Source organism: Maritimibacter dapengensis (genome assembly GCF_019218265.1).
GTDB classification, from domain to species: Bacteria; Pseudomonadota; Alphaproteobacteria; order Rhodobacterales; family Rhodobacteraceae; genus Maritimibacter; species Maritimibacter dapengensis.
In genome coordinates this window covers 737,025-761,955 of sequence record NZ_JAHUZE010000002.1, presented here as the reverse complement: position 1 = coordinate 761,955, position 24,931 = coordinate 737,025, and the positions used below count along the sequence as shown (strand labels likewise).

The 24,931-nt window shown below is 62.5% G+C and carries 29 protein-coding genes; 21 read left to right on the top strand and 8 right to left on the bottom strand.

The window, feature by feature from the left end; all coding sequences use genetic code 11:
* Positions 1–107: 107 nt before the first annotated feature.
* The 4 genes from KJP28_RS10105 (at position 108) to KJP28_RS10090 (ending at position 5,295) form a co-directional block, all read left to right on the top strand.
* Complete coding sequence (locus KJP28_RS10105; RefSeq protein ID WP_218392424.1) at positions 108–1,013, top strand: LysR family transcriptional regulator; 906 nt, start codon at positions 108–110, stop codon at positions 1,011–1,013.
* Positions 1,014–1,080: 67 nt separating this feature from the next.
* Positions 1,081–2,193 (top strand): hypothetical protein, encoded by a 1,113-nt coding sequence (locus KJP28_RS10100; protein ID WP_218392423.1) that lies wholly within the window; start codon positions 1,081–1,083, stop codon positions 2,191–2,193.
* A gap of 274 nt (positions 2,194–2,467) precedes the next feature.
* On the top strand, positions 2,468–4,633 hold the full coding sequence (gene purL, locus KJP28_RS10095; protein ID WP_218392422.1) for a phosphoribosylformylglycinamidine synthase subunit PurL: 2,166 nt from the start codon (positions 2,468–2,470) through the stop codon (positions 4,631–4,633).
* A 131-nt stretch (positions 4,634–4,764) separates the two neighbouring features.
* On the top strand, positions 4,765–5,295 hold the full coding sequence (locus tag KJP28_RS10090; protein ID WP_218392421.1) for a dihydrofolate reductase family protein: 531 nt from the start codon (positions 4,765–4,767) through the stop codon (positions 5,293–5,295).
* Positions 5,296–5,383: 88 nt separating this feature from the next.
* On the opposite strand, the gene KJP28_RS10085 is transcribed toward KJP28_RS10090, so the two are convergent.
* The gene (locus KJP28_RS10085) at positions 5,384–6,136 is read right to left on the bottom strand and encodes a MerR family transcriptional regulator (protein ID WP_218392420.1); all 753 of its coding nucleotides are present in this window, start codon (positions 6,134–6,136) and stop codon (positions 5,384–5,386) included.
* 79 nt (positions 6,137–6,215) lie between these two features.
* Here KJP28_RS10085 and KJP28_RS10080 point away from each other — a divergent pair, with 79 nt between their 5' ends.
* The 3 genes from KJP28_RS10080 to grxD all read left to right on the top strand — a co-directional run bounded on the left by KJP28_RS10080 (position 6,216) and on the right by grxD (position 7,412).
* The gene (locus KJP28_RS10080) at positions 6,216–6,725 is read left to right on the top strand and encodes a hypothetical protein (protein WP_218392419.1); all 510 of its coding nucleotides are present in this window, start codon (positions 6,216–6,218) and stop codon (positions 6,723–6,725) included.
* Between the two features lie 68 nt (positions 6,726–6,793).
* Positions 6,794–7,036 carry a BolA/IbaG family iron-sulfur metabolism protein gene (locus KJP28_RS10075; protein WP_218392418.1) on the top strand — a complete coding sequence of 81 codons (243 nt, stop codon included), beginning with the start codon at positions 6,794–6,796 and terminating at the stop codon, positions 7,034–7,036.
* A 16-nt stretch (positions 7,037–7,052) separates the two neighbouring features.
* Complete coding sequence (gene grxD, locus KJP28_RS10070) at positions 7,053–7,412, top strand: Grx4 family monothiol glutaredoxin (protein ID WP_218392417.1); 360 nt, start codon at positions 7,053–7,055, stop codon at positions 7,410–7,412.
* A 73-nt stretch (positions 7,413–7,485) separates the two neighbouring features.
* On the opposite strand, the gene KJP28_RS10065 is transcribed toward grxD, so the two are convergent.
* Positions 7,486–7,851, bottom strand: coding sequence for a cell division protein ZapA (locus tag KJP28_RS10065; RefSeq protein ID WP_218392416.1), 366 nt, complete (start codon positions 7,849–7,851; stop codon positions 7,486–7,488).
* The gene (locus KJP28_RS10060) at positions 7,844–8,347 is read right to left on the bottom strand and encodes a coiled-coil domain-containing protein (RefSeq protein ID WP_218392415.1); all 504 of its coding nucleotides are present in this window, start codon (positions 8,345–8,347) and stop codon (positions 7,844–7,846) included. Before KJP28_RS10060 ends, KJP28_RS10065 begins: the two co-directional genes overlap by 8 nt.
* A gap of 223 nt (positions 8,348–8,570) precedes the next feature.
* On the opposite strand from KJP28_RS10060, the gene tkt reads away from it, so the two are divergent.
* Positions 8,571–10,592, top strand: coding sequence for a transketolase (gene tkt / locus KJP28_RS10055; protein ID WP_218392414.1), 2,022 nt, complete (start codon positions 8,571–8,573; stop codon positions 10,590–10,592).
* A 148-nt stretch (positions 10,593–10,740) separates the two neighbouring features.
* On the opposite strand, the gene KJP28_RS10050 is transcribed toward tkt, so the two are convergent.
* Entirely contained in the window at positions 10,741–11,718 is a 978-nt protein-coding gene (locus KJP28_RS10050; protein ID WP_218392413.1) for a DUF808 domain-containing protein, read from the bottom strand.
* A 290-nt stretch (positions 11,719–12,008) separates the two neighbouring features.
* Here KJP28_RS10050 and gap (KJP28_RS10045) point away from each other — a divergent pair, with 290 nt between their 5' ends.
* Positions 12,009–13,004 (top strand): type I glyceraldehyde-3-phosphate dehydrogenase, encoded by a 996-nt coding sequence (gene gap, locus KJP28_RS10045; RefSeq protein WP_218392412.1) that lies wholly within the window; start codon positions 12,009–12,011, stop codon positions 13,002–13,004.
* A gap of 182 nt (positions 13,005–13,186) precedes the next feature.
* Here the strand turns inward: gap (KJP28_RS10045) and KJP28_RS10040 are convergent, their stop codons facing one another.
* Positions 13,187–14,251 (bottom strand): alpha/beta hydrolase, encoded by a 1,065-nt coding sequence (locus KJP28_RS10040; RefSeq protein WP_218392411.1) that lies wholly within the window; start codon positions 14,249–14,251, stop codon positions 13,187–13,189.
* An 80-nt stretch (positions 14,252–14,331) separates the two neighbouring features.
* Here KJP28_RS10040 and KJP28_RS10035 point away from each other — a divergent pair, with 80 nt between their 5' ends.
* The 6 genes from KJP28_RS10035 to KJP28_RS10010 all read left to right on the top strand — a co-directional run bounded on the left by KJP28_RS10035 (position 14,332) and on the right by KJP28_RS10010 (position 18,626).
* Complete coding sequence (locus tag KJP28_RS10035) at positions 14,332–15,171, top strand: AraC family transcriptional regulator (RefSeq protein ID WP_218392410.1); 840 nt, start codon at positions 14,332–14,334, stop codon at positions 15,169–15,171.
* Between the two features lie 37 nt (positions 15,172–15,208).
* The gene (locus KJP28_RS10030; RefSeq protein WP_218392409.1) at positions 15,209–15,352 is read left to right on the top strand and encodes a hypothetical protein; all 144 of its coding nucleotides are present in this window, start codon (positions 15,209–15,211) and stop codon (positions 15,350–15,352) included.
* 140 nt (positions 15,353–15,492) lie between these two features.
* Positions 15,493–16,491, top strand: a complete 999-nt coding sequence (gene gap / locus KJP28_RS10025; RefSeq protein WP_218392408.1) for a type I glyceraldehyde-3-phosphate dehydrogenase — start codon at positions 15,493–15,495, stop codon at positions 16,489–16,491.
* Between the two features lie 82 nt (positions 16,492–16,573).
* Positions 16,574–17,536 (top strand): alpha/beta fold hydrolase, encoded by a 963-nt coding sequence (locus KJP28_RS10020; protein ID WP_218392407.1) that lies wholly within the window; start codon positions 16,574–16,576, stop codon positions 17,534–17,536.
* 196 nt (positions 17,537–17,732) lie between these two features.
* Positions 17,733–18,359 carry a MarC family protein gene (locus tag KJP28_RS10015; protein ID WP_218392406.1) on the top strand — a complete coding sequence of 209 codons (627 nt, stop codon included), beginning with the start codon at positions 17,733–17,735 and terminating at the stop codon, positions 18,357–18,359.
* Between the two features lie 105 nt (positions 18,360–18,464).
* Positions 18,465–18,626: a DUF1127 domain-containing protein gene (locus tag KJP28_RS10010; RefSeq protein ID WP_218392405.1), complete on the top strand. Its 162-nt coding sequence runs from the start codon at positions 18,465–18,467 to the stop codon at positions 18,624–18,626.
* On the opposite strand, the gene coaD is transcribed toward KJP28_RS10010, so the two are convergent.
* From coaD to KJP28_RS09995, 3 genes are all read right to left on the bottom strand, one after another.
* On the bottom strand, positions 18,627–19,124 hold the full coding sequence (gene coaD / locus KJP28_RS10005; protein ID WP_218392404.1) for a pantetheine-phosphate adenylyltransferase: 498 nt from the start codon (positions 19,122–19,124) through the stop codon (positions 18,627–18,629).
* A gap of 85 nt (positions 19,125–19,209) precedes the next feature.
* Positions 19,210–19,644, bottom strand: a complete 435-nt coding sequence (locus tag KJP28_RS10000; RefSeq protein WP_218392403.1) for a CBS domain-containing protein — start codon at positions 19,642–19,644, stop codon at positions 19,210–19,212.
* 62 nt (positions 19,645–19,706) lie between these two features.
* Complete coding sequence (locus tag KJP28_RS09995) at positions 19,707–20,597, bottom strand: LysR family transcriptional regulator (protein WP_218392402.1); 891 nt, start codon at positions 20,595–20,597, stop codon at positions 19,707–19,709.
* A gap of 103 nt (positions 20,598–20,700) precedes the next feature.
* Here KJP28_RS09995 and KJP28_RS09990 point away from each other — a divergent pair, with 103 nt between their 5' ends.
* The 6 genes from KJP28_RS09990 to KJP28_RS09965 all read left to right on the top strand — a co-directional run bounded on the left by KJP28_RS09990 (position 20,701) and on the right by KJP28_RS09965 (position 24,876).
* Positions 20,701–22,200, top strand: coding sequence for a CoA-acylating methylmalonate-semialdehyde dehydrogenase (locus KJP28_RS09990; RefSeq protein WP_218392401.1), 1,500 nt, complete (start codon positions 20,701–20,703; stop codon positions 22,198–22,200).
* Between the two features lie 92 nt (positions 22,201–22,292).
* Positions 22,293–22,703, top strand: a complete 411-nt coding sequence (locus KJP28_RS09985; RefSeq protein ID WP_218392400.1) for a hypothetical protein — start codon at positions 22,293–22,295, stop codon at positions 22,701–22,703.
* A 115-nt stretch (positions 22,704–22,818) separates the two neighbouring features.
* Positions 22,819–23,418, top strand: a complete 600-nt coding sequence (locus KJP28_RS09980; protein WP_218392399.1) for a L,D-transpeptidase — start codon at positions 22,819–22,821, stop codon at positions 23,416–23,418.
* A gap of 67 nt (positions 23,419–23,485) precedes the next feature.
* Positions 23,486–23,935 carry a hypothetical protein gene (locus tag KJP28_RS09975; protein WP_218392398.1) on the top strand — a complete coding sequence of 150 codons (450 nt, stop codon included), beginning with the start codon at positions 23,486–23,488 and terminating at the stop codon, positions 23,933–23,935.
* 49 nt (positions 23,936–23,984) lie between these two features.
* A complete protein-coding gene (locus KJP28_RS09970; RefSeq protein WP_218392397.1) occupies positions 23,985–24,425 on the top strand; it encodes a hypothetical protein in 441 nt (146 codons plus the stop codon).
* 28 nt (positions 24,426–24,453) lie between these two features.
* Positions 24,454–24,876, top strand: coding sequence for a hypothetical protein (locus tag KJP28_RS09965; RefSeq protein WP_218392396.1), 423 nt, complete (start codon positions 24,454–24,456; stop codon positions 24,874–24,876).
* Positions 24,877–24,931 lie beyond the last annotated feature (55 nt).

The window sequence follows — 24,931 nt, the reverse complement described above, 5'->3', positions numbered from 1 at the left end:
CGATGTGTAAAATTGTAAAGAACCGCAGCGGAAGTCTGGCAATTCACGAAAAGTTTTGAGAAAGACTTTAACCCAAACGTGCTCATTATCGGGTAAGTCATTTCGTTATGGACTGGGACAAGCTCAGAATCTTTCACGCGGTCGCCGACGCGGGAAGCCTTACACATGCCGGCGACACGCTCAATCTGAGCCAATCCGCGGTCTCACGGCAGATTCGCGGACTAGAAGAGAGCTTGAATGCCACCCTGTTCCACCGCCATGCGCGCGGACTGATTCTCACCGAACAGGGCGAACTTCTGTTCGATGCCACCCGCGCGATGGTCCAGCGCCTCGATGCCGCCGTCGCCCGCATCCGGGATTCGAAGGAAGAGGTGTTCGGCGAATTGCGCGTGACGACCACGACCGGTTTCGGGTCGCTCTGGCTCGCCCCGCGCCTTCCCAAGCTCTACGAAAAATACCCGGACCTGAAGATCGACCTCATGCTCGAAGAACGGGTGCTCGACCTCCCCATGCGCGAAGCCGACGTGGCGATCCGTCTGAAAGAACCGTCGCAGGCCGACCTGATCCGCAAGCGGCTCATGAGCGTGAACATGCGCCTCTACGCCAGCCCGACCTATCTCGATGCCCATGGCCGGCCTGAAAAGGTCGAAGATCTCACACATCACCGCCTGATCTGTCAGAACACGAACTCCACGCAGGTCACCGCAGGCGCGACCTTCACGCAGGAGCTTTTGACCTACAACATCGAGTCGCTACTGACCGTGAACAACTATTTCGGCGTGTTGCAGGCCGTGCTGAACGGTCTCGGCATCGGCATCCTGCCTGACTACATCCTTCAGGACTTCCCTGAGATCGAGCGCGTCCTGCCGGAGATCGAAAGCCGCGAAATTCCGGTCTTCCTCGCCTATCCCGAGGAACTGCGCGCCTCCAAGCGCATCGCCGCCTTCCGCGATTTCGTGACCGAGGAGATCATGGAACATCGCAAGCTCGCGATGGAAAGCGGCGAAAGCTGAACCGTCCCGCCCTTGACGCCTCCCGGCCCATTGGCCAAACAAGCGCGGATCAACGACGGAAACTCCGATGGCCTGGCCCCTGAGCCCAAAACCGATGCACGGCAAGCTGATCGTCCATGTCGGAGACCACAAAGCCGGCTCATCGACGATCCAGGCCGCCCTCGCCCGGGGCGACGTAAGCCTTCGCGACGCCCGATTGTGCTATCCACTGACCAAGGGGCGCTGGAACCAGAACTACCTCTCCGACAGCCTTCGAAAGCCCAGGCCCGCAGCACGGATCACCGGCGCGCCGTCGCAAAGCTTTCGAGAGTTGAGCCAACTGGTGCGCGAAGAAAACGGTGATGTCACGATCCTCTCCGGCGAAGAACTCGAATGGTGTAGCCCCGAGCGCCTGCGAGGCCATATCTCCCGCAGCCTCGCGCCGGACAGCAATGCGCTCACAGTCATCGCCTACCTGCGTCCCCACGTTGGCCGTGCTCTGTCCAGTCTGGCCGAACAGATTAAGATCGGCTGGGCCCCCGACAACCCGACCCACCTTCTCACCCGCCAATTCGACCGGTTCACCGGGCCGCTTCACTATGGTCCTCGACTCGACCGCTGGCGCAAGGCGTTCGGTGACGCTTATGTCGTACGCCCCGTCATCCGCTCAGAACTGGCGAATGGCTCGCTCCTCGAAGACTTCCTGACGACGACCCTTGGGTCAGACACATTTGAAATTCGCCCCGGCCCTGACGCCAACGCCTCGTTGTCTGTGCAGGACCTGATGCGCCTCCACGTCGTGCACATGTCGCTGACACGTCTCAACAAATGGGGTCATCACGCGCTTGGCTGGGGACTTGCCGAGGTCATGTCGAAACAGGTCCCCGAAGAAACGCGTGGCGACCGGATCGCCGGCAATCGCGACTTCGCCGAGAAGATGCGCGCCACGTTTCTTGACGACGCGCGCCATGTCGACCGCGCCTTTCTGGGCGACCGAAAACTCCTGGAATCCGAGATCGACCGTGCGGTCGATGAAGCACCGACCGAAGTCCAATCCCTCCATCCCGAGGATTGGCTGTCCCCGACCGAGATTCGCGATGCCAAGCTGCTGGCCAGCACGATCAGCTTCATCGACGACGGAAAAACGAACTGGCGGCGGAGCATCGCCCGGTCCCGCGTGGCGTCCATGCTGTCGAGCTGAACCGAACACGCGGCAACTCAGACACTTGCGCCTCACGCAACAAGCTATGCGCCTCGCGCATATCGGCATTGCGCATGAAACGCTTGCTTGATGAGCAACCCGCCCATATTTCCCCCATCGAAGCCGGTCGCTGACCGGTTTTACCTCCCTGTTGGACTATGGCCGGGCTACGCGCCCGGTCTTTTTTTTGCCCAAACGTCAGGCGCATCCTCTTCCCCCTTACCCGCCAATCCCTTATGAGGCACGCAACGCGAGCTGCCACAGGGGACGGGACGTGACCGAAGAGCCCAAGATCACCGAAGAGATCATCGAAGCCCACGGGATCAAGCCCGATGAATACCAGAACATTCTGCGTATCCTGAATCGGGAACCGAACTTCACCGAACTCGGAATCTTCTCGGCCATGTGGAACGAGCATTGTTCCTACAAATCCTCCAAGAAATGGCTCCGCACCCTTCCGACCGAAGGCCCGCAGGTCATTTGCGGACCCGGCGAGAACGCGGGCATCGTCGACATTGGTGACGGGCAAGCAATCGTCTTCAAGATGGAGAGCCATAACCACCCGTCCTACATCGAACCCTACCAGGGTGCGGCGACCGGCGTGGGCGGCATCCTGCGCGACGTGTTCACCATGGGCGCGCGGCCCATCGCGGCGATGAACTCACTGTCGTTCGGCGAAGTCGAGCACCCCAAGACCAAACGCCTCGTGCATGGTGTGGTCGAAGGGATCGGCGGCTACGGCAACTGCTTCGGCGTGCCGACGGTGGGCGGCGAAGTCCGCTTTCACCCGGCCTACAACGGCAACTGCCTTGTGAACGCGTTCGCGGCGGGACTGATCGACACCGACAAGATCTTCTATTCCGCAGCGTCGGGCATCGGGATGCCGGTCGTCTATCTCGGCGCCAAGACCGGGCGCGACGGCGTCGGCGGGGCAACCATGGCCTCCGCCGAATTTGACGACACGATCGAGGAAAAACGCCCCACGGTGCAGGTCGGCGACCCGTTCACCGAAAAACGCCTGATGGAAGCGACGCTGGAACTCATGCAGACCGGGGCCGTCATCTCGATCCAGGATATGGGCGCGGCCGGTCTCACCTGCTCTGCTGTCGAGATGGGCGACAAGGGCGAGCTGGGCATCAAGCTCAACCTCGACGACGTGCCCCAGCGCGAAGAAAACATGACAGCCTACGAAATGATGCTGTCCGAGAGCCAGGAGCGGATGCTCATGGTCCTCAACCCGGAAAAAGAAGCCGACGCCCGCGCGGTGTTCGACAAATGGGACCTCGATTTCGCCATCGTGGGTGAAACCATTCCCGAAGACCGCTTCCTCATCATGCACGGCGGCGAATGCCGCGCCGACCTGCCGCTGCGCGCGCTCTCCGGCAACGCCCCGGAATACGACCGCCCGTGGGAGGAAACACCGCCCGCCGCCGCGCTCGAAGACGTGCCTTCCATCGACCCGATCGACGGGCTGCGCGCGCTGATCGCCTCACCGAACTACGCCGCCAAACAGTGGGTCTACGAGCAATATGACCATATGGTCATGGCCGACACGGTGCGCCGTCCGGGTCTGGGCGCCGGCATCGTGCGCGTCCACGGCACCGACAAGGCGATCGCCTTCACCTCGGACGTGACCCCGCGCTACGTCAAGGCGAACCCGGTCGAAGGCGGGCGTCAGGCGGTCGCGGAAGCCTACCGCAACCTCACTGCCGTGGGTGCCACACCGCTCGCCACCACCGACAACCTCAACTTCGGCAACCCGGAAAAGCCCGAGATCATGGGTCAGTTCGTGGGTGCCCTGAAAGGGATCGGTGAAGCCGTCGCCTTCCTCGACATGCCGATCGTCTCCGGCAACGTCTCGCTCTACAACGAAACCGATGGCAAAGGCATCCTGCCGACCCCCACCATCGGGGCCGTGGGGCTTTTGAAAAACCTCGACAACGATCTGATCGGTGGCGAAGTCCGCGAAGGCCATGTCGCTCTCGTCGTCGGCACGACCGCCGGGCACCTCGGACAATCCGCGCTGCTCTATGAAGTGTTCAACCGCGAAGACGGTGACGCGCCACATGTGGACCTCGCAGCCGAAAAGAAGAACGGCGATTTCATCCGCGCCAACCGCGAAATGATAAAGGCCTGCACCGATCTCTCCGACGGCGGCCTCGCGCTTGCGGCCTTCGAGATGGCCGAGGCCGCGGGCGTCGGCGTCAACCTCGACTCGGACGACACCGCGACACTCTTTGGCGAGGATCAGGCGCGCTACCTGATCGCCTGCAACTTCGATCAGGCCGAGGCGCTGATGATCGAGGCGGGCAAAGCTGGCGTTCATATGGAAGCGGTCGGCAAATTCACCGGCGACACCGTCAAATACGGCGGATCCGAAGCGCCCCTCGCGGACCTTGCGGAAACCTTCCGCACAAGCTTCGCCGAGAAAGCGACCTGACCCTGTCGCGGGATGCGCGGCCGTGCTAACGTCCGCGCATCCAGAGGAGTGCCCTGACGGTGATCAAGTAAGTCCATTCGCATAATCGGCCCCGACCGGGGCCAAGGACTTACCTGAACGCAGGAGCATTCATGCAACCTCTCATCTATGACGTGGCGGTCTCCGCCGACGGCTTCATCTCGGGGCCGAACGCAGACGCCTCGCGGTTTCCTTTCGAGGGCCCGGTGGTCGACGATTACCGCGCACGCCTCGCCACCTACGGCACGGCCATCATGGGCCGCGCCACCTACGAATTCGGCTACGGTTTCGGCATGAAACCGGGCGCGAACCCATATGACCCCATGGACTGCCACGTGGTCTCCGATGGCCTCGACATCCCCGACGACGCGGTCACGATCACGCCGCGCGACTCCGCCCGGACCCTGATCGAACACCTGAAACAAGAGGCCACCGCCCCGCTCTATATCTGCGGTGGCGGCACCTTCGCGGGCTGGGCGCTCGACAACGGGCTGATCGACGAGATCCGATTGAAACGCGCGCCGATCCTTCTGGGCACCGGCACGCCGCTCTTCGCCTCCGTCACCTTCAGCCCCGGCACAAGACTGATCGACACGAAAGACTACGGTGAAGGCACCATCTACCAGGCCTTCCGCCTGACCTGATCCCTTTCATTGTTCGAAAAATACTTCGGGGATAGGTGGTCCCGTGTCACACGGGACCACCGCAAGGGGCTGGCCCCTTGCGCGCGCGTCAGCGCGCCCCAGCCTTGATCGCTGCGGGCAACCACTGGCTGAACCCCGGAGACAACGCCTCGTATCGGGCGACGAACTCCGGATGCGACAGGTACATGTTGGCCAGACCTGCATGGGCGTCTGGCGAACAATCCCTTCCCCACATGCCCGCGACCCAGTCGCGGTGCGCCGTCACGTCCGCATCTTCCGGAGCGAGGCCGCCTTCATACGCCGCGACCAACGCCGCTTCGATGTCACGCAGCGCGTCCATCTTGCCCTCCATGCCCTCCGGCGCCTTCTCCAGATGCGCTTTCGAGGCCGCAATCGCCTCGGCCATCCAGTTGCCATAGGTGTCCACCAACCAGGCTTCGTGCTCGGCCTGTCGTTCCGGCGCGTGTGGCCAATAAAGTTTGTCGGTCGCCATGATGCGTCCTTTCCTCTCGGTCTCTATCGTTGCATCGAGCGTTTCGATCATTCCAGCGACCTTCGACGCTTCGCGTTCCAGCCGCGCACGGTGGGCGATCAGCCGCGCCAGCCGGTCACCGTCGTCCAGCATGGCCCCGATCTCAGCCAACGGCACGCCACCCGCCTTCAGCGCCAGGATTTCCTGCAGCCGTTCCGCTTCGGCCCGCCCGTAGTAGCGATAGCCGTTCGGTGCGATCCAGGCCGGCGACAGCAACCCGATCTCGTCGTAATGGTGCAGCATCCTGACCGTTACGCCTGCGATCCGGGCCAGTTCGCCCACCGTGTAGTCTTCGATTCGCTCACTCATGGCCCGATCAATGCGCCCTCACGCCGCGTGAGGGTCAACACCCCTTGCGCAGATCGCCGCGCCGGTCCAAATCTGCCGCATGGCCCATATCCCCGACATGACCTCTGATTGCGCCAATTGCGCCGCCCTGTGCTGTATTGCGCTCGCCTTCGATGCGGGTGAGGATTTCGCGATCGACAAACCTGCGGGCCTGCCCTGCCCGAACCTCGACGGCGGCCTCGGGTGCAAGCATTACGGACACCTCGAAGCCGAAGGGTTCAAGGGATGCGTGATCTACGAATGCCGCGGGGCGGGTCAGCGCGTGACGCAGGAGCTGTTCGAGGGCGACACATGGGCCAACACGCCCGCGATCACCGCCCCGATGCTCGATGCCTTCGCCGCGATGCGCCGGGTCCATGACGGGATCGAGCTCCTGCTCGTCGCCGAACGGCTCGACCTTCCCGACAGCTATGAGGCCGAGCGCGAAGCCTTGCTCGAGGCCTATGCGCCCGACGACGGCTGGACCGAAGACAGCCTCGCCGCTTTCGTCAAATCGGATGCACCCCAACGGCTCGCCACATTTCTCCCGAAACTGCGCGACTTCGTATAGCGTCCCGCCCTTGCAGCCGGTCTCCACGCCCTCTACATCTGAGGGTAGAACCGGGGAGACATACATTCATGGCCATGGAAGGAACGGAAATCGAAGCGCTGATCCGCGCGGAATTTCCGGACGCAAAAATCACCATCACCGACCTCGCCGGCGACGGCAACCACTGGGCCGCCGAGGTGATCGACGCGAGTTTCAAGGGCATGAACCGCGTTCAGCAGCAACGCGCCGTCTATGCCGCCCTCAAGGGCAAGATGGACGGACCCAACGGCGACCTGCACGCGCTCGCGCTCACCACCAAAGCCCCCGACTGATCCGACGAGGACCGATATGACCGCACAAGACACAATTCAGACCACCGTCACGTCAAACGACGTGGTGCTCTACATGAAGGGCACGAAAGACATGCCGCAATGCGGGTTCTCGTCCCGCGTTGCAGGCGTTCTCAACTTCATGGGCGTCGACTTTCAGGACGTGAACGTGCTGGCAGACGAGGAAATCCGCCAGGGCATCAAGGAATATTCCGACTGGCCGACGATCCCGCAGCTTTACGTCAAGGGCGAGTTCGTCGGCGGCTGCGACATCATCACCGAGATGACGCTGTCGGGCGAGCTGGACCAGCTTTTCGAAGACAAGGGCATCACCTATTCCAAGGAAGCCGCCGACAAGATCCGCGAAGCGAACGCCTGACCGTCGGAACGACCCAAACGAAAAAGCGCGCGGGCCATCACCCACGCGCTTTTTTTCATGTCTATTGGTCCAATCAGCTTGCTTTGCTCTCGACCTGATCGGCAATCGCTTCGGCCCGCGCCGCAAGCTCGGACAGCGTATCGGTAACGGCTTCGGGAACACCTCCGGTCGCCGCCCGCGCCTCGGCCAGTTCCGCCTCGAGAGACGCGATCTTGCGCTCGGCAAGCTTCAACGTGTCGTCGAGTCCCGCCGTTTTGTCAGCAAGCATCAATCCGGCCATGAGAAGAAGGCGGCTTTCGGTCAGGTGCCGGATCTGGCTCAGCATGGTCTGCGCCTCGGCATCCAGCATGGCGGCCGCGGATTTCAGGTAATGCTCTTCGCCCTCTGCACAGGCCACCTGAAAGTCCCGGCCACCGACGGCGATTGTCACCTCAGGCATCCTCGGCCTCCTTTCCCTGTCCGGCTTCGATCATTGCGTTCAACTCGCCCAGAACCGCGTCGATCTCGGCCCGGTCGGCGCTCTGCGCCACGCGCAGTGCCTCGAGTTCCGTCATCATCGCCTTGTTCACGAGATGCGGCTCCGCCACGCCGTCGCTGATCGCTTTGCGCAATTCACCGTTGTTCTTGCGTAGTTCCTCGTTGGCCCGCGCCAGTCTCGCGACGGTTTCTTCCTGCGTGGACAACAGGTTAGAAAGCCTCTCGACATCGCTCGTCAGCCGCTCCACGGTGCCGTCCTGCGTATCCTTGATGGTGCGAACCCGCTCCTCGAGTTGGGCGTTCGCCGTGCGCTCCTCTTCGAGTTGCGCGCGCAACGCATCGACCTCGGACGTGTCGCCCGGCTCGGCACCTGCGCTGCTGTCCAGCCTTTCGACCCCCGCGCCGATCCTGTCCAATGCAGTCGCGATGCGTGATTGTAGCTCGGAAATCTCGCTCATGCTCCGCCTGTCCCTTTTCTACCTTTGAGGGAGTTTGCCGCGCCATGGGCCTGCATGCAAGCGGGCCACGAATCGGATTGCGGCGCTCCCTGTTGCGATCCTATCCCATGCCCGGCGGGAATGCGCCCCTTTTGCCTCAACCACTTGGAGGTCGCGCTTGATCTCGCCCAATTGGCTGTTAAACCGACCGCACAGCGCACTCATCACAAAAAGGATTGCCCCCGTGGACATTCCCGCCCTTCGCGAAAAACACCCCGACCATTGGATGAAAGCGGCCGCGATCCGCATGTTGGCCGTGGACGCCGTTCAGGCCGCCAATTCCGGCCACCCCGGCATGCCGATGGGCATGGCGGATGTCGCCACGGTGCTTTTCGAGAAACACCTGAAATTCGATCCGTCCCGCCCCGACTGGCCCGACCGCGACCGGTTCGTTCTGTCGGCGGGCCATGGCTCGATGCTGATCTATGCGCTTCTGCACCTTACGGGTTACGAAGACATGACCATCGAGGAGATCAAGAATTTCCGTCAATGGGGCGCAAAGACCGCCGGCCACCCGGAATACGGGCATGCGCAGGGGATCGAGACGACGACCGGGCCTCTGGGTCAGGGGATCTCGACAGCCGTGGGTATGGCCACCGCCGAGGAAATGCTGCGCGCACGCTTCGGCAAGAAGGTGCAGGATCACTACACCTACGTGATCGCGGGCGACGGTTGCCTAATGGAGGGTATCAGCCACGAAGCCATTGGTTTTGCTGGCAAACAGAAACTCTCGAAACTGATCGTGTTGTGGGACAACAACTCGATCTCCATCGACGGTGAGGTGACGCTCTCGGACATCACCGACCAGCGTAAACGCTTCCAGGCGGCAGGTTGGCAGGTGCTAGCCTGTGACGGCCACGACCCGGACGACATCGACCGCGTTCTGACCGAGGCGAAAAAGTCCAAGAAGCCGACGATGATCGACTGCAAGACGCATATCGGCTTCGGTTCGTCCAAGCAGGACACGGCAAAGGCGCATGGCTCGCCGCTGGGCGAGGACGAGATCGTCAAGCTGCGCAAGATCTACGACTGGCCGCATCCCGCCTTCACCATCCCCAACGAGATCGCGAGCCAGTGGAAAGCGATCGGCGAGCGCGGGGCCGAGGATCGCAAGGCCTGGGAAGGCCGGTTCGCGGACTTGTCCGACCAGCGCCAGAAAGAGTTCAACCGGGTCTTCAATCTTGAACCGTCGAAAAAGCTGTCGGCCCGCATCAAAGCGCTGAAAAAACAGATTTCCGAGGAAGCTCCGAAGGTTGCGACCCGGAAATCGTCTGAAATGGTGCTCGAAGTCGTGAACCCGATCATGCCGGAAAACATCGGCGGTTCGGCGGACCTTACCGGATCGAACAACACGTTGACGGCCGATCTTGGCATCTTCGATGTGAAGAACCGTAAAGGCCGTTACGTGCATTACGGCATCCGCGAACATGGCATGGCCGCGATCATGAATGGTCTGGTGCTTCACGGCGGTATTCGCCCCTATGGCGGGACCTTCATGGCTTTCGTCGATTATGCGCGGGGCGCGATGCGGCTCTCGAGCCTCATGGGTATCCCGGTCACCTATGTCATGACCCACGATTCCATCGGACTTGGCGAGGACGGGCCGACCCACCAGCCGGTCGAGCATCTGGCGATTTGTCGTGCGACTCCAAACTCTTACACCTTCCGACCCTGCGACACGATCGAGACGGCGGAAGCATGGGAGATCGCGCTGACCTCACAGAAGACGCCGAGCGTTCTGGCCCTGTCGCGTCAGGGGCTTCCGACCCTGCGCACGGAGCACAGGAACTCCAACCTCGTCACGAAAGGCGCCTATGTGCTGGCCGAGGCAGAAGGCAAGCGGCAGGCCGTGCTGATCGCCACCGGGTCGGAGGTCGAGATCGCGATGAAAGCGCGCGACATCCTTCAGGAAGCGGGCATCGGAACGCGTGTGGTTTCAATGCCTTGCATGGAACTCTTCGCGGAACAGGACGACGCCTACCGGCGCAAGATCCTGCCCCCTGGCCCGGTGCGCGTGGCCGTGGAAGCCGCACTGCGCGACGGCGGCTGGGACCGCTGGCTTCTCGGCGAGCGCGGGTCCGAGAAGAAGGCCGGATTCGTCGGCATGGAAGGGTTCGGGGCGTCGGCGCCTGCCCCCACGCTCTACGAAGAATTCGGCATCACGCCGGAGGCGGTAGCGGGCAAGGTCAGGGACCTGATCGGCTGACGCCGGACACCTTCACGAATGCACAAACGGGGCCTGCGGGCCCCGTTTTTGTGCAATCCGATACGTATGGAACACGTATGGAATACGTATGTAACGCGTATGGTTCACATACGGCTTGACCGAAAGTCGACCCCGTGCACAGCGCACATCAATGCGCGTCGGCCTTGCCTCCTGTCACCGCCGCAATGGCGGGGCTGATGATCCGCGTGGCGACGGGGATCAGGATCAGGCCGAGCGCAAAGCCGAAGACGCCGTCCTGCGCGGCCACCGCTGTCCACTCGACCGCAGGCCGCAGACCTTCCGATACCATATGCCCGACCGCTTCGGCATTGTGGTGGATGAAATCGTAGATCGGGTCCCACCCCATCTGGTGCAGGCCGTGCACGATGATGTTGCCCCCCACCCAGAGCATCGCCGCCGTACCGACGATGGTCAGGAACTTCATGAAATAGGGCATCCCCTTGACCAGCCCGCGCCCGATCGCACGGGTCACGCCCAGCCGCCCCTGGGCCGCCATGGCGAGCCCAAGGTCGTCGCCTTTGACGATCAGCGCGACAGAGCCATAGACAACGGCGGTGATGCCGATTGCGACAAGCGCGAGCGCCCCGGCTTCCATCCAGAAGCTGCTTTCGGGAAGCGCCGACAAGGCGATGGTCATGATTTCCGCAGACAGAATGAAATCGGTCTTGATCGCGCCCGATACCTTTTGCTCTTCGAGATGCATCGGGTCCGGGTTTTCATGCTGTTTCGGGTCGTGGACGGTGTGTTCATGGGGAAAGAGCGCGTGCCATATCTTCTCGGCCCCCTCGAAGCACAAATAAGCCCCGCCCAGCATCAGAAGCGGCGGTATCGCCCAAGGGGCGAAATTGGCCAGAAGCAGACCGACCGGCAGAAGGATCAGGAGCTTGTTCCGGATCGAGCCGAGCGCGATCTTGCCAACAATGGGCAATTCGCGGCTGGCATCGAAGCCGATGAGGTATTTCGGCGTGACCGCCGCGTCGTCGATCACCGCGCCGGCGGCTTTCGAGCCCGCCTTGAGTGCCTGCGCCGCCACGTCGTCGACGGAGGCCGCAGCCACCTTGGCGATGCCCGCCACGTCGTCCAGCAATGCGAGAAGTCCGCTCATCCTGCCCTCGTTTCCGTTTCGGAACACCCTACTGCGCCCCCCGCACAAGACAAGATGCGAATCCCCCTGACAGCGCGTCAGGGGGACGCGTCCGGGCAGGTATCCAATCGCATACCGTTTGCGGTATCGTTCGCGCTAACGTGCATTTTTACGGCATGTTTTCGCTAACATATTGGCCGATAACGTGTTTTTGCCTTGGCCCGGATCGGACCCGTCCCGTATATGATGACCGAGAAAAAGCGCGCGAGGGGATGCGCGAGATGACTGCAAACCCTGATGGGGGACATGACATGACGGTTACTGTCGGAATCAACGGCTTCGGGCGCATCGGGCGCTGCACCTTGGCGCAGATCGCAGGATCGGGCCGTAACGACATCCAGGTGGTGAAGGTCAACGCGACCGGCCCGCTGGAAACCGCAGCGCATCTTTTGAAATACGACAGCGTACACGGCCGTTATCCGCAGGACATCGCCGTGGGCGACGGCACCATGGACGTGGGCCGCGGCCCGATGCGGATGATGTCGACCTACGACATGGACGAGCTGGATTGGTCGGGCTGCGACGTCGTGCTGGAATGCACCGGCAATTTCAACGACGGCGAGAAGGCCAAGAAACACATCGAGCGCGGCGCGAAGAAGGTGCTGATCTCGGCACCGGCGAAGAACGTGCAGAAGACCATCGTCTTCGGCGTGAACGACGAGACGCTGGAAAGCTCGGACTACATGATTTCGAACGGGTCCTGCACGACGAACGGGCTGGCTCCGATCGCCAAAGTGCTGAACGATACCATCGGAATCGAGCGCGGCATCATGACGACGATCCACAGCTACACCGGCGACCAGCCGACGCTCGACCGCCGGCACGACGACCTTTACCGCGCGCGCGCTGCGGCGATGGCCGTGATCCCGACCTCGACCGGGGCGGCCAAGGCGCTTGGCGAAGTGCTCCCGGACCTCAAGGGCAAGCTCGACGGAACCGCGCTTCGCGTGCCGACGCCGAACGTGTCCTGCATCGACCTGACCTTCGAGGCGGGCAAGGACGTGACCGTCGAAGACGTCAACGAGATCATGCGCGAAGCCGCCGCCGGACCGATGGCGCGGGTGCTGGGTTATGACGACGAGCCGAAGGTCTCGATCGACTTCAACCACACGGAGCAGAGCTCGATCTTCGCCCCGGCCCAGACCAAGGTGATCGGGCGGACCGTGCGCGTGCTGGCCTGGTACGACAACGAATGGGGCTTCTCGACCCGGATGGCCGACGTGGCCGCCACGATGGGCCGGCTGTAAGGCAAAACCTGGTATTGTTTCGAAACGCCCCGGCCCTTGCGCCGGGGCTTTTTCGTGTCGGATATTTTCGTGTCCGGGCGGTGTTTTCGTTTACCTTCTGGAAAGAAAATCGCTGCAAGTGATTGAAAAGGCGTAACTCCGGGATTCTAGAATTCTGGAATCCCGGAATCCGTCGCCGGGCGTCACGAAGGGGCGAAGGGGCCGGTTGCCTGCCGTGTGTTCGGCGTCGGGTTAGGCACCGCGCCCTCGCCCAAGGCCCATTTCACCATGTCCCGGATCGCCCCCAGCGCGTCGGTCGCGTCGGCCTGAAAACTATCGTAGAGCTGGAAATCGTGGGGCATGGCGGGCCATTCGTCGAGCCGGACATCGGCCCCCTGCTCCGCCTGAACATCGGCAAAGTCCTGGATCATGTCACGCAGCACTTCGCGCCCGCCCGTCTGAAGGTAGAGCGGCGCGAGGCCGGCGAAGTCGTGTGAAATCGGCGACAAGGCCTCGCGCCCGAACGTGCCGTCCGGGTCTAGCCATTCACCGAAGCGGATCGCCATCCAACCTTGCACAAGATCGGTCGGGTCGTTGCCCGTGAGCGACGCGCCTCGCGCTCCGATGTCGGTCCAGGGGCACATCCCGATGGCGAGCGCCGGTTGCGGTTTGCCCGCGTCGCGCAGGGCCAGGAGATGCATCAGCACCATATGCCCACCCGCACTGTCGCCGATGACCGCGACCTTGGCCGGGTCCGTATCCCGCGTGACGAGATCCCAGGCGGCCATCGCATCCTCGGCCTGGGCCGGATGGGGATTTTCCGGGGTCAGGCGGTAGTCGGGCGCGTAGAGCACGGTGCCGGTGTGATGGGCGAGCATGGCTGCGAACCGGGCGCTCATCGCGCCGTGGAACGTGTATCCGCCGCCGTGGAAATAGAGCAGTGTTCCGTCGGTGCGCGGCGTGTTCGGGCAATACCAGCACCCTGCAGCCGCCTTTTCGACTTTGACGTCATAGATGTCGTCGGTCGCGAATTGCAGGGCGTCGAGCACCCGCCGACCCCGCCGTACCTGTCCCGCTTCGATGAGGACCATGGCGCGGGTGAACTGGCGGCGCGTGAAGCGCACGCCGATCTCCATGTCGGCGCCCCAGTCGGGCGCCATGCGTCGCCCGGTGGCATGGCGCATGTAGGTGGCGATGGCGATCCGGTTCAGGGCGAGAAACGCGTCGAGCCTGAGGGCCATGGGGCCGGAAAATCTCATGTCCGTCATGTTGGGTCCTTTTTTCGGCGAGACTGGCGCAGAGGGGCGCGTGGGAATAGAACGATTGCGACACCGACCGAAAGCTTCCGATGCCTGACCCCGCCCAGCTCTTCCTGCCGCCTCCCGCCCTGTCGGGCTGCGTTTTCGCGGCGATCGGGCGGGATACGCGGGGCCTGAATCTCCGCCACGCGGATCGGTTCAACCACTTCCCGGCCTCGCCCCTCTGTGCGCTGAATATCGTGATGCAGGGCGAGACGCGGATGGTGGCGTCCGGCACACGGCCCGAGGATGCACCGGTACTCGCTCGTGTGACGCTATCCGGGCCGCAATCGGCACCGGTGACGAGCTGGTCTCCGGGCGAGGTCGTCGCGCTGTCGATCGGGCTTTATCCGGATGCGGTGGCGCGGCTGACCGGTGTGGATGTGGTCGCGCTGGCTGACCGCACTGTGACCGACGTCCCGGCCCCGCTCGACCGCGTCGCCTTGGCCGTGCTTGGCGTGGCCGAGCCTGCGGCGGGGTGGTTACGGGCTGCGAATGCGTTGCAGGCACTATGGGCGCAAGAGCGTGACGCGCGGGCCGAGGGCGCGACCGCGCGGATTGGCGACTGGGCGCGGGATGTGGCCACGCGGGCCGCGCTCAGCGGACCCGGCACGTCGCTCCGGGCGATCGAGCGGCGGCTGAAACGGCTGTCGGGCGCGTCGCGCCGAACGCTCGACCATTTCGCCCGGATCGAGGCGCTTCAGGCCCGCGTCACCCGGGACCGCGACGCGCCGCTGGCCGCGCTTGCCCACGACGCCGGGTTTTCTGACCAGTCGCATATGGGCCGCGCGCTGCGACGCACCACCGGCTTTTCGCCCGCGCAGATCAACCGGCTGATCGAGACAGAGGAACCGTTCTGGGCCTATCGGCTGATGGGCGAGCGGTTTTGAGCTTGCCCCGCAAGGACCAATCGGCAACAAACCCGCCATGACCGACCGCATCGCAATCTATCTCGGCCTGATCATTGCCGCTTTGATCGCGCTGGACCTGTTCCTGCGAAATGGTGCGACGCTCGTGTTCCTCGGCAAGGAAATGTTCGAATTCCTCGAATGGCTCGCCTTCTGGCGCTGATTTTTTGAGCAACCCGCCCGGATTGCCCTTGACCTTTGGCTCATCATGTCGATGTTAGCGATAACGCCGCCAGCGCGGGGCATTGGCTGGTTACGATGTCGCCACGTGTTGCCGCGAACGCTGACCTCAAGGAGCTTCTCATGACCCTCAAAGTCGCAATCAACGGATTTGGACGTATCGGCCGCAATGTGCTTCGCGCGCTCTATGAGCAAGGCCGCACGGATATCGAGGTCGTCGCGATCAACGATCTTGGCCCGGTCGAAACCAACGCGCACCTGCTTCAATTCGATTCGGTTCATGGCCGCTTCATGAACGAGGTGACGGTGAACGGCTCGACCATCGACGCCGGTCGCGGCCCGATCGAAGTGACCGCGATCCGCGACCCCAAGGAGCTTCCGTGGGGCGACGTCGATGTCGTGCTCGAATGCACGGGCATCTTCACCGGCGACAAGGCCAAGGTGCATCTTGAGAACGGGGCCAGCCGGGTTCTGGTGTCTGCCCCGTCGTCAGGTGCGGACAAGACCATTGTCTATGGCGTGAACCATGAGACGCTGACCTCGGACGATGTCCATGTTTCGAACGCGTCCTGCACGACCAACTGCCTCGCCCCCGTCGCCAAAGTCCTTCAGGACAGTTTCGGCATCAAACGCGGTTTCATGACGACGATCCACAGCTATACCGGCGACCAGCCGACGCTGGACACGATGCACAAGGACCTCTACCGCGCGCGGGCCGCCGCGATGAGCATGATCCCGACCTCGACGGGTGCCGCCAAGGCGGTGGGTCTGGTGCTGCCGGAACTCGACGGGAAGCTTGACGGTGTGGCGGTGCGGGTGCCGACGCCCAACGTGTCCTGCATCGACCTGACCGCCGAGCTCGACCGTGATGTGAGCGTGGACGAAATCAACGCCGCCATGAAAGCCGCCGCAGACGGCCCGCTTAAGGGTGTGCTCGCGACGACCGACCTCAAGCTCGTGTCGATGGATTTCAACCATGCGCCCGCCAGTTCCACCTTCGCCACGGACCAGACAAAGGTGATGGACGGGAATTTCGTGCGCGTCCTGAGCTGGTACGACAACGAGTGGGGCTTCTCGAACCGGATGCTGGACACGGCGGCGGAGATCGGCAAACACCTCTGACGCCCTATACGTCACGTAACGAGACGCCCCGTCTGGATTCAGGCGGGGCGTTGTCGTTAGGGTGACGCAAGGGAGGCGTGTCATGCTCAAGGCCATCGTCATCATTCTTCTGCTCGCCGCTGCGGCGTTCGGGGTGATCGTTCTTATCGCGATGCGCAAGACACGCGAACTTGCCCGCGCCGCGGAAACCGCGGTGCCGCCGAACGGCCGCTTCGTCAAAATATCCACCGGACGGCTGCATTATGTCGAGGCGGGGCAAGGCCCGTCGGTTCTGGTGATCCACGGGCTTGGCGGTCAGCTTCGATCACTGTCGCATTGGCTGGCAGAGCCGCTGTCGCGCCGGTTCCGAGTGGTCTTCGTGGACCGTCCTGGCATGGGATATTCCGACCGACCCGACAGTGCTTCGGCCCGGATCGACGATCAGGCCGGCTACATGGAAGAGGTCATCGACACGCTCGATCTGGGTCGGACCATCGTGGTCGGGCATTCGCTGGGCGGGGCCATCGCCTGCGCGCTGGCGCTCAGATGTCCCGAGAAAATCGCGGGACTTGCCCTGGTCGCGCCGCTTCTGCGCCCGTCGACGACCCAAACCAAGGCGTTTGCCGCGCTCGGGGTGAAAGGCGACGGCATGCGCCGGTTCATTGCGCAGAGCTTCGCGGTGCCGACGACCGCGAAGAACCAGGACGTCACGCGGGACGAGGTGTTCGGCCCCGATCCGATCCCGCGCGACTATACGGTAGCGGGCGGCGGGCTTCTGTCGTTGCGGCCCCGCACGTTCTTCAACACGTCGCGCGATTATGTGTCGGTCGGAGAGGTGATGCCCGCGCAATGGAAACGGTACGATGAAATCGTCTGCCCGGTCCGGGTGATTTACGGCACGGAGGACCGGATCCTCGACTACAAGGAACAGGGCGTGGAAGTGTCGGAACGTTACCGACACTTCAAGCTGACGACGCTGCCGGGAAAAGGGCACATGATCCCGCTGACCGCGCCTCAGGAGGTGGTCAAGGTCATCGAGGATGTGGCGGATGCGGCCGGAACGTAACACCCGATCTCGACACCTGTTAACCTTTTGACGAAAATCGAACGCGCAACACATTGAAATTACATGTTTAATCAGATTCCGGGATGCTAGAATTCCAGAATCCCGGAATCTTCGGTGCGGCGGCGACAGGCGCTTGCCCAAATCGCTGCCACGCGATACGCGGTGGCTTGCGAACAGATCCAAGTCCGAGGCCATCTTGCCCGATTTCTCAATCCTGCTTCAGGAGTTCATCACCCTTTGGGTGGTGATCGACCCAATTGGCACCCTGCCCGTATTCCTTGCCGTCACGGCAGGGCTCGATGCGCGTGCCCGGCGTCATGCCGCGATCCGCGCGGTGCTCGTCGCCTTTGTCGTGTTGCTGGCGTTCATCGTCGTCGGGCAACTCGTGCTCGAAGGGCTGGGGCTCGACCTGTTGTCGTTCCAGATCGCGGGCGGGATCATCCTGTTTCTGTTCGCGCTGACCATGATTTTCGGGCCGGGCAAACCTGACACCGAGCTCAGCGGGGTCGATGCGGCGAAACATGCCTCGGTGTTTCCGATCGCGATGCCGTCCATCGCCTCGCCCGGTGCTATGCTGGCGGTGGTGATCCTGACCGATAACGACCGTTTCGCGATCTCGCATCAGGTCATGACATCTGGGTTGATGGCGCTGGTTCTCCTTATCACTCTCATCATCCTGCTGGCCGCCAACCCGATCCACCGGGTGATCGGTCAGACCGGGGCCGCCGTCATCAGCCGGGTGATGGGCATGATCCTGGCCGCCGTCGCGGTCGATGCCGTGTTGCGGGCGATGGTCGGGCTGGGGGTCGTGCCGCCGTTCTGAGCCCGCCTTGCGCTCACCTCATGGCGGTTATCGCCATTGGTCATTTGTGCTGCAGCGCGGCATCCCTAGATTGAGGGGGACCACGCGAACAGACAGGAGGCCATCATGTCCGCCTTTACCACGTTGAAAACCGCCCTCGCCCGCCGCGCGCATTACCGTCAGACCCGGCGCGAGATCGAGGCGTTGCCCGCCGAACTCGCCATCGAGGATCTCGGCCTCATTCCGTATGACGCCAAGGGGATCGCCAAGCGCGCGGTCTATGGGTGATCAATCGCGACCGAGCTTCTTGTAGAGCTTGGCCTTCACTTCGGGCGTGACGAATTTCGTCACGTCGCCGTCGAGCCGGGCGATTTCCTTGACGAGCTTGGACGCGATTGCCTGATGCTTCAGGTCGGCCATGAGGAACACGGTCTCGACTGTATCGTCGAGCGCCCGGTTCATGCCGACCATCTGGTATTCGTATTCGAAATCCGTCACCGCGCGCAGACCGCGCACGATGATCGACGCGTCGACGTCATGGGCCGCGTTGATCAGGAGGTTTTCGAACGGATGGGCAACGATCTCGGTCCCGGTCTGATCGGCAAGCTTGGCACATTCTTCCTCGACCATCGCCACGCGCTCTTCGAGGGTGAACATTGGCCCCTTGTCGCGGTTGATCGCCACGCCGATCACCAGACGGTCGACCAGCGCGCAGGCGCGTTTGATGATGTCGATATGGCCGATCGTGATCGGATCGAACGTGCCCGGATAAAGTGCTGTGCGCATGGAGCCCTCCGTATTGAGGCCGCACGCAATATTATTGCGCCCACGAATGCAAGTGCTTTCGGTTCTTGAGCGGCCCCTGCCGGTGTCAGTAACCCATGATCATCGACTTGAGCGATTCCGCCTGCTGGCTGAGCTCTTCCAGACGCGCCTTGACGACATCGCCGATGGACACGAGGCCGACCATCTTGTCGCCTTCCATCACCGGCATGTGGCGGAAGCGGCCTTCGGTCATTTTCTGAAGCACCTGGATTGCCCGGTCGCCGGGTTCGCAGGAGATGAGCTTCTCCGTCATGATGTCGGAGACCTTGTCGGTGAGACAGCCGGTGCCACGGGCGCCGAGTTCGCGCACGATGTCGCGTTCCGACAGAATGCCCTGCGGATGCACGCCGTCCTCCGCGACGATCACGGCGCCCACCTTTTCCTTCGAGAGGATCGCTGCAGCCTCGGCCACGGTCGTCCCTTTGGTCACCGTGAGAACTCCTTGAGTTTCCTTGTCTTTCAGAATTTGGCTGACGAGCATCGCATCCTCCTCGTTGGCGCTAACGTCTTGTAATTAAACGTTCGCGCCGGCGCACGCTTTTGTCAAGTCAGCGCTTCGAGCCGGGCGACTTCGGCTTTCAACCCGCCCAGCACCATTTCGGCCACGCGGCTCATGCGTTCGATGCGGGCGTCGCCTGCGTGACGGACGAGATAGAAGGTCCGGGTGAGCGATATCCGGTCCGCCAGCACCTTTCGCAGGTTCGGCGCAAAGGGGAGCGCGAAGTCGTGGGCGATGCCGATCCCCCCGCCCTCGCGCAGGAAGCCGAGTTGGACTGAAACCGAGTTCGAGCCCAGCGTGACCTTGTCGGCCCCGATTTCGGACAGGTAGTCGAGTTCCTTGTCGAAGATCATGTCCGGAATGTAGCCGACCACCGGATGCGCGCGCAGATCCTCCGGCCCTTCGATGGGTGGATGGCTGGCGAGATACTCCTCGGTTGCCGCGAGATGGAGGGTGTAATCGGTGATCTTCTGCACCGTCAGCCGTCCGGTCGTCGGGGGTGACACCGCGATGGCGAGGTCGGCCTCGCGTTTGGACAGGTTGATGATCCGGGGCAACGCGACGATCTGCAATTCGATCTCGGGATGTTCACGGGCGATATGGGCACAGACGCGGGGTAGCAGGAAATTGGCGCAACCATCGGGCGCGCCGATCCTGACCTGCCCCGACAGGCCCCCGGTCGTTCCCGCGAGCGCTTCGGTTCCACGGGTCACGGCCTGCTCCGCGTCTTCGGCATGAACGAGAAGCCGCGCCCCGGCGTCGGTCAGGCCGTAACCTTGCGGCGAGCGGGCGAAGAGCGGTGCGCCAGTCGCCTCTTCGAGTTTGGAAATGCGTCGGCCCACGGTCGCGGGGTCGAGTTTGAGCACCCGGCCCGCCGCCGACAGGCTTTCGCCGCGTGCAACGGCGAGGAAAATCCTCAGGTCGTCCCAATCCATTTCACCCTATCCATGCATTATCGCAAAACGCTTTGAGAAAATGTCGCTTTATTCAGCAAAATTGCAAGGGTAGATTGCACGCAGCTTTCATGAGGAGGATTCCATGTACGAAGTCGGCAACTGGATCAATGGCGAGGCGGTGGCAAGCAGCTCGTCGCGCAAGCAGGATATATTCAACCCCGCCACGGGCGAAGTGCAGGGCAGCGTTGCCTTGTCGAGCGTCCAGGAGCTGGACGCAGCGGTTGAAAAAGCCGCAGAAGCGCAGGTCAAATGGGGCGCGACCAACCCGCAGCGTCGGGCCCGCGTGATGATGAAGTTCGCTGATCTCATCAATCGCGACATGGACAAGCTGGCCGAGGCGGTGAGCCGCGAGCACGGCAAGACGCTACCGGATGCGCGCGGCGACGTTCAGCGCGGACTGGAAGTGGTCGAGGTCTGCATGGGCGCGCCCCACATTCTCAAGGGCGAGTACATGGATTCCGGCGGCCCCGGCATCGACCTTTACTCCATGCGCCAGCCGCTTGGCGTCGTGGCCGGCATCACGCCGTTCAATTTCCCGGCCATGATCCCGCTTTGGAAAATGGCTCCCGCGCTCGCCTCGGGCAACGCGATGATCCTGAAACCGTCCGAGCGCTGCCCGAGCACGTCGATGATGCTGGCAGAACTGCTTAAAGAGGCCGGTTTGCCGGACGGCGTGCTTCAGGTCGTGAACGGTGACAAGGAAGTCGTGGACGCGATCCTCGACAACGAAACCGTGCAGGCGGTGGGTTTCGTCGGCTCGACCCCGATCGCGCAGTACATCTATGGCCGCGCGGCGACCAATGGCAAGCGCGCCCAGTGCTTCGGCGGGGCAAAGAACCACATGATCATCATGCCCGACGCGGATCTCGACAAGGCCGCCGATGCGCTGGTGGGTGCCGGTTTCGGCGCGGCTGGCGAACGCTGCATGGCGATTTCGGTGGCGGTGCCGGTGGGTCAGGAGACCGCCGACAAGCTGATCGAAAAGCTGACGCCGCGCGTCGAAGCCTTGAAGGTCGGCCCCTATACGTCGGAAGAAGACGTGGATTACGGCCCGGTCATCACCGCGCAGGCGAAAGAGCGGATCGAGGGGCTGATTTCTTCGGGTGAGAAGGACGGCGCGACGCTCGTCACCGATGGACGCGGCTTCAGCCTTCAGGGCTACGAGGACGGCTATTACGTCGGCCCAACGCTTTTCGACAACGTCACCGAGGACATGGACATCTACAAGGAAGAGATCTTCGGACCCGTCCTCTCGACCGTCCGCAAGGACAACTACGAGGACGCGCTCGACCTCGTGATGAAGAACCAGTATGGCAACGGCACGGCGATCTTCACCGCCGATGGCGACACCGCGCGTGATTTTGCCGCGCGCGTGAACGTCGGCATGGTGGGCATCAACTTCCCGATTCCGGTGCCGCTGTCCTACTTCACCTTCGGCGGCTGGAAGAAATCGGCCTTCGGCGACCTGAACCAGTATGGCCCCGATGCGTTCCGGTTCTACACCAAAACCAAGACCGTGACCGCCCGCTGGTTCTCGGGCATCAAGGAAGGTGGAGAATTCGCTTTCAAAGCGATGGATTGATCCGTAACCTCTTGGCGTGGGCGACATCTTCGCCCACGCATTTTCTGGTTTCCGAGTTGTCAATCATTCCCTCAATGACTGGAAACCATACCATGACCATACATCTTCACCGCGTGGAAGGCACCGAAGCGACCCTTGTTCGCTGCGAGAACGTCGTGACGTTCGACGACATGGTGATGCGGGTGAACGAATTCGTGCAGGATGTGGCGCGGACCGGTCACAACACGGTGGTCGTGGACCTGACGCCGACGATCGACATCGACCTGTCCTTTCGCGATGTGCAGGATTTCATTCCCTACATGCGGCTTGCGCTATCGGACCGCGACCGGTCGTTCCGGTTCGAACTCGCGGCCCCCCCGGGCACGAAGAGCGCGCTTGCCAGGGTGTTCCAGCTCTTGTCGCAGGGCTTGCCGAAGATCGACGTAAACGTGCACAGGCGGCTCGCAGATGCGATCGAAGCGTCCGGGCTCGGCGACGATATGGCTGATCTCGCCGCGAATTGAACGAGACCGTTCATCACATTCGGTTGAAAGAATACGTCCTCACGAAATCGCGCGTTGCGTTTGAGGCGGGCTGGCGCGAAGACCTGTCGAGAACAACGAGCAGGACAGGCACCCGATGACTCAGACCAAATTCACACGCCGCGCCTTGATCGCGACGGCAAGCGCCCTTCCCTTTGCGGCCCCGACGATCCTGCGTGGGCAGGAAAGCGAACCGTTGGTTCCGAACCCCGACGACCTGATCCCCGAGGTCGCGCGCAACAACATCTCGTCGTTCCGCACGATGGATTGGCGCGACCATTTCGACAGCCTCGGCAAGGGCGCGATTGTGTGCGATACGGTGAGCCGGGTCCTGCATTTCTGGTCGGGCGACGGCAACACCTACAAGCTTTACCCGACCTCGGTTCCGCGGTCCGACGAGTTGACCAAGCGCGGCTACACCGAGATCGTGCGCAAGAAGGTCGGGCCGACATGGACGCCGACCGCCTCGATGCACGAGCGGTTTCCCGACCTCCCCGATGTCATGCCGGCCGGGCCGGAAAACCCGCTGGGCACCCATGCGATGTATCTGAGTTGGCCCGCCTACCTGATCCACGGCACCCATGACACCCGCAAGATCGGGCGGCGATCGTCGGACGGTTGCATCGGGCTTTACAACGAGAAGATCGCGGAATTGTTCGACCTTGCCGAGATCGGGACGCAGGTCAGACTGATCTGAGACATCGGCACACCGAAACGCCTTGCACATGAAGAGCCCGCACATCATTGTTCGTGCGGGCTTTTTCATGCAAGCTGATCCGGGACCGATGCCGCTTACTTTTCGCATATATCCTTCGCGCAATCTCGTCTTCGTGGCTTATGACGGGATGATGTCGATCGAGGAGACCCGTCGCGGGCTCGCCGATTACCAGGCGCATCCCGACTTTCACCCGTCGCAAAACCATCTGCTCGACCTGAGCCTCGTCACCGGATGGGAACGGGACTTTCCGAGGATCATGGCGATGCAGGCCGAAGCCGTGGACATGTTCCCGCCCGGGACGAAGCCGCCATACCTTGTCTATTATGCGCCGACGACAATCGGGCAGGACGCGGCGATGGCGTGCATCAGGAGCTGGGACGAAGGTTCGGTCATTGTTCCCCGGTTGACCACGCGCGAAGCGGACGCGCTCCATATTCTCGGCCACGATGCTGGCTCGTTCACCGAAATCGGGATAGGACGCGCCGGAAGCCCTTGAATTCCGTTGTTGAATTGGACAGAGTCTCGGGATTGAAGGGGATGTCGAATTGCCGGGAAGTTATACGATCCTGCCGGACCGGGGTCTGGTTTATGTCCGATACGAGGGACACATCACGCTCGACGAGGCGCAGGCCATGTTCCTCGACTACACGCGCAACCCCGACAGTCATCCGGGACAAAAGCAACTGATCGACCTGTCGCGCGTGACGAATTGGGAGCGCGATTTTATCAAGCTCATGCGGATGCAAGCCGAGAAAGCCGCGGTGTTTCTGGGCGACCGGTCCGATTTCATGATGATCCTTTACGCGCCGACGCCGCGCACGCAGGAAGTGGGCCGGCATTTCGTGGCCTCGTGGGAGGGCGTTCCGGGCATGGTCGTGTCGCTTCAGCATGACGAAGCGGGCGCGCTTGCCATACTCGGCCAACCCGAAACGCGCATCGACGATCTGCTGGCCGACGCCGAAGGCGTCAACGCGGAAAGCACCTGAACCCAAGGCGCGAGGACAGACGAAAACGATGCCTGGACAGTTTTCGATACTGCCCGAACGGGGGTTGATCTATGTGCGCTGCGAGGGGCGGTTCAGGCTGCCCGAAGCCGAAGCGCTCATGGACGAGTATTATGCTCATCCGGATATGCGCCCGGACATGAAACGGCTGTTCGATCTGAGCGGCCTGACGGGGTACGATGTGGATTTCCAGCGCATGCTGGCGATCCATGCGGAGAAGACCCATGTCTTCACCGAGAAGACCGCCGATATGATGATGGTCGTTTTCGCGCCGACGACCGTATCTCGGGAGTTTGGCCAATTGCTCGTCGCGCCGTGGCGCGGGGTGTCGGGCATGGTTGCGACGGTCCAATCCGACGAGGCGGCGGCGTTGGCGATCCTTGGGCAACCTGAACAAAGCTTCGCCGGCATGCTCGCCGCCTGCGCCATGTGACGTTTCGCGCCGCGCCGGGCGGCTTGCGCGAAAGGCGTTTTGCCCGCAACGTGGG